The sequence below is a fragment of the Veillonella sp. genome (assembly GCF_015058545.1).
Lineage (GTDB): Bacteria > Bacillota > Negativicutes > Veillonellales > Veillonellaceae > Veillonella_A.
The window spans coordinates 1-4,869 of record NZ_SVCB01000139.1 but is presented as its reverse complement, the minus strand read 5'-3'; the positions used below and the strand labels follow the sequence as shown (position 1 = coordinate 4,869).

The window sequence follows — 4,869 nt, the reverse complement described above, 5'->3', positions numbered from 1 at the left end:
GGGATACGGAACTTCCACTACTTCCGTAACCGGATTTTATTCATCAATGCAAGAAAAGGACACGCAACAGTTATGTCTCATGTCCTTCCTCAAAGTGCATAGACTCTTTAGCGCCCCAAAATTTGACAAAGAGCCAAAAAAGAAGCCAAAGTAAAATTTAGGTAAATTTCCCAAATTACTTTGACTTCTTTTTTATTTCTTACATTTTATTTTGATTTTATAGTAAAACTATATTAAATCAGATAAAGCTTATTAAAACCGTTACCTCATATTATAGGTTCGATATTACATGTCTACTTTAGCCATCAACTGCTGAATCAAGGCACGTTGTTGTTCTAATTCAGTTTGCTGTTGAGCTACGGTATCGACCAAACCTTTATTCTGTGCTTTAAGATCAGATACTTCATTTTGTAAACCGCTTACGTCAACAGTTGTGCCGGTTCTGTAAATAGCATCGCCTTTTTGACCGAATTTCAAAGATACACCAACGTTGAACATTTTTTCAACACCAAGTGTGCTGGCTACGCTGAACATAGTATCTGCATTCGGACGATAGAACGCACCGATAGCGGCAGCGGAGTTGCCTTTGTAGCTACCTAGGGATGCAGCGGCAGAGAATTTATCTTCTGGGTTGAATTCCAATGGATGTAAACCTGCTAAAGCGGCAGCACCGGCACCCACTTTATCTACACGGTCATTTAAGCTGTTTACGCGTCCGTTCAAGTTGCTTACGCTGTCATTCAAGTTAGAAACGTTAGTTTCCAAAGAATCTACACGGTTCGTAACTTCAGTAACATTCTGATTTACATTAGTAACACCTAATGTATTCTTCCAGTTATTGATGTTTTCAGTACTTAAGTTAGAACCATCAATATTAGCTTTCTGATCCAATTCAGGTTTAACTGCATTTTTAATAGCGTCATCTGAAACATCTACAGCATAAGTGATTGCACCATCTTTAACATCACTTATCGTTCTAACTTTAGTATTAGTACCATCAGCCAATTTAACGCTATCTTTAGCCACGTTTGTGATATGAGTATCACTAGCCTGACCAGTCACAACAGAATTAATAGCTTGGTTCAAGGTATCACCGGTAATAAGGTTTTTATCTCCGGCTTCATTTTTACCTGTACCTAACGCATCACGTAAAGCATCTTTATCCAATGATACATCGTACTGGTTAACACCGGATTTTTGTTGTTCTTCATTTAAACCAACCTTGATGAAGTCATCGCCACTCTTAACCGTAACGGCACCTTTGGCAGCATCGGTAATAACTTTAGTACCGGCTTCGGTAAGGTTATCCAAGTCGGTATTGGTTTTTTGAGAAAGAGCGCCTCCATCACCAGTAATAGTCTTAATTTGCTCATATAACTGACCGCCATTAATAGCATCAGTAGAACCTTCTACAATACGACCGTTCCCAACACTAGAAATCACTTTACCGCCTGCATTGATACCAGCTGTAGTCACCGATGGGCCATTGGCAATAGTTAAACCGGAGTTATTCAAAGTTGTACCATTTTGACCGAATTTAATGCTACCTTTATCTGTTAAATCCAAAGTATTACTCAAACCAACCTGAATCAAACGTTTATCCGCATCCACGGAAGTCGTAATATTGTCATTAGCACCAACGATATCGATACGGGTTTTATCAGCATCGCTAGTAATAGCCATACCGTCAGCAGTGCTGGCTTTATCGGCACCTACTGTAATATTAGAAATAGTAGCGTTAGCAACACGTTTCAACTGAGCTACGTTGACTGCATCAGTATCTTCAGTACCGGCAGCAACGTTAGTGATTTGACGAGTTAAAACATATTTTACTCGACCACCATCATATTCAGTAGACCCCACACTAACTGCCCCCGCGGTGGATTTAAAAGAACCGAGTTCAGTTCTTTGATTTCCTAAATCTGTCACAAAATCTTGATTTTGCGTAACCCATTCATTTAATGCTTTAGTTGCCGCAACAGCTTCATCATAGTAAGTAGCTTTGTCTGTTAGCGCTTGCGTATATTTTGCCTGTTCTGTCGCGTCAGTACTGCCTTTTGTAGTTCTTAAGATTTCATCTTGTTCAGCATACTTTGCTTGAGCCGTAGCAAGATTCTGATTTAGCTTATTATATTCAGTAATTTGACTAGCATATTTAGTATTAAAATCCTTCAAGCTGTCACTGGCTCCAATAGCTGTTACCAATCCGGAGGTATCTTTTGGCACATAACTTCCTCCATTATCAGCAAATGGAACATAGCCAATCGTATTAGAGTCCCGATTCGATACGGAATCAAGTCCTAAAGCAACCCCCTGGGAAACATAAACCTTGGCATTAGTACCTAATGCTGTACCACTATATGTTACAGAAGCGCTTTGACCTAATGCTACACCATATAGGCTATTAGTTTTTGCATTCTTCCCAATAGCGATACCACCGATTGCCGTAGCATTATTGCCTATGGCCATACTATCATTAATCAGATTATAATTTTGTACGCCATCATTTTGTAAATATTTATAGAAAAGACCAGCCGTTGCCCCTTGACCGATAGCAAGGCCCGAAGAGGAACGAGCATTCAAACCTATTGAAAGACCATTTGTATTGGCATAGGCATTTTGACCAAAGGAAACACTCTTGCTGGCGGCATAGGAACCGGAACCTACAGCTGTAGAATTACTAATCGCACTGGCATAAGTACCAATAGCCGTACTGTAAGCACGAGCAGAATAGGTACCAAAACCGATGGCCATATTACCTGTGCCTTTACCGTCCATATCAATACCGGATGAAACGCCGTCGACCCCTTCACCGTTAGCATTGTCGTTTTTAGGTGTTCTGTACATATCTGTTCCACCCATATAGGCCGTATTAAAAGTTTGACGATAGTCAATAATTTTATCTTCCGTAGACTTAACTTCTGACCCTTTATCGACAACATTTGTACTTGCAGGTGCTTTACCAATCCCTACATAAGACCCTGTCAAACCGGCTGCATCAACCGTATACATACCAACCGATGTTACACCAACCAAAGCCGCTAACGCTAATTTAGTAGCCAACTTAATGTTTTTCCCTGTTTTCATAATCATACCTCTTTTAAAACATACAACACACTTGTCTAGTTTTCGTCCCCAAGTCTCCCTATCCAAATTCTCGCTACACTACATTCCCACAGTAAAAGCTCGACTACCCCCCCCCCGTGGAATTTTAATTATTTTTCATGTTGAGTCTAATCAAACCATTATTCACATCAAATATATTTTTTATTTTATGCATCTTCTTTCACACACAACTAACATAAATAAATATATAGGAGAAAATAATATTATTTGATTTTTAATCTATTATATACCTAATGACTACATGAAGTCAATGTTATTTGAATCTTCATAATTTACTAAACGACTCTTCATTTTACGAAATCAAAATTACTGATAGCAAAATATATAGTCCAAAAAACAGACTATTTCAATAATTATGTATTTTTAAACAAAATTGAATTAAAATTTCACGCATGATCTATTTATAAAAAAACCATAAAACAAGCCTCATTTATGATTTTCGATTAACTTAAAACAAAGAATAATTTTAACTTAAAAATAATAATTATTTTTCACATTTTTTATGGAATTTATAATGATTCATTTTTTTATATAAAAATCATCTATTTTATCACAATTTTTATACACGAATCGTTAAATGTATTTATCAACTAAATAAACATTTCATTTTACTTTTAATAAATTTATAAATCGCTAAATTGCAATATCAAATTGAACACTTTGTAAATCCACTAACTTCTTAACTTCTTCAATAAAGGCTTCTTGCGGCGTACGGTAATTTAGGATCTTACGAGGTAAGGAATTACACCAGTCGGTTGCCCGGCGAAGTGTTGTTTCGGATACGTCACGAATTGGTGTTCCTTTAGGAATAATGCGGCGTAATAAACCATTATGTCGTTCATTAGAGCCACGTTCCCATGCGGCATATGGATGAGCAAAAAAGATCTGTAAATTCTCTGTTTCAAGTTCAGTAATAGACGCAAATTCAAGGCCATTATCAGCTGTAATTGTCTTGCAGAGTTGCTGTAATGAAATATCGGTACTAAAGCCTAATAGCCAGTTGTGTAGCGTGTTTTTTATGTCAACTGCTTTAGCGGAAGGTGACCGTAACGTTACATAAATTCATGTTTTACGTTCTAATAGAGAGATAATTACTTCATCATGCTTATCTTTAATGCCTCGAACGGTATCGAGTTCCCAATTTCCAAATTCCTCTCGAGTCAAAACAGATTCATCACGTAGTTCAATAGACTTACCTAGATTTTTCTTGTGCTTACGCGTAATAGCTTTGCGTATTGAACGGCGTAGCACTAGCGGTAAATCCATTGGTTTAACGCGGAGAAGATTTTCATGAAGGTAGTTATATAAAGTTTTAGTAGACACCATTTCATTACGTACAAACAAGCACTTACGCAATGCATAGCCTACGGCAGCATCAAATGACCATTTATGCTCCAATACCTGGTCTTCAACCCAAGTAAGAAAAGGTGTAATCATACCGGCTTTTCGAGTATTAAACGAGCCTTTACGAGAGGTTTCATACTTTGCCTGTCCATGATCGGCTAGATACACCATAACCCGTTTACCGGCCTTTATTTGTTCAACAGTACCTCGTTGAATTTCAGCATGAATGGTTGTACGAGAACGGCCTAAAGCTTTAGCAATCGACAGTTTTGAAGCACCGGCTTGCAATTGTTTTTCAATATGAAAGCGTTCTGCGTAAGATAAGTGTTTGTTTGTACGTAATGATGTGTTATGATTAATAGAGTCCATAGTGATATCGATACCTCGTGTATAAGATTT

Annotated in this window: 1 protein-coding gene and 1 pseudogene; both read right to left on the bottom strand. The window is 37.6% G+C overall.

The genetic code is table 11. The annotated features are described in order from the left end of the window. Nucleotides 1-285: 285 nt before the first annotated feature. On the bottom strand, nt 286-3,087 hold the full coding sequence (locus tag E7204_RS08860; RefSeq protein ID WP_295183766.1) for a YadA-like family protein: 2,802 nt from the start codon (nt 3,085-3,087) through the stop codon (nt 286-288). A 672-nt stretch (nt 3,088-3,759) separates the two neighbouring features. Further along, nucleotides 3,760-4,839: pseudogene (locus E7204_RS08855) on the bottom strand (IS30 family transposase). Nucleotides 4,840-4,869: the final 30 nt, after the last annotated feature.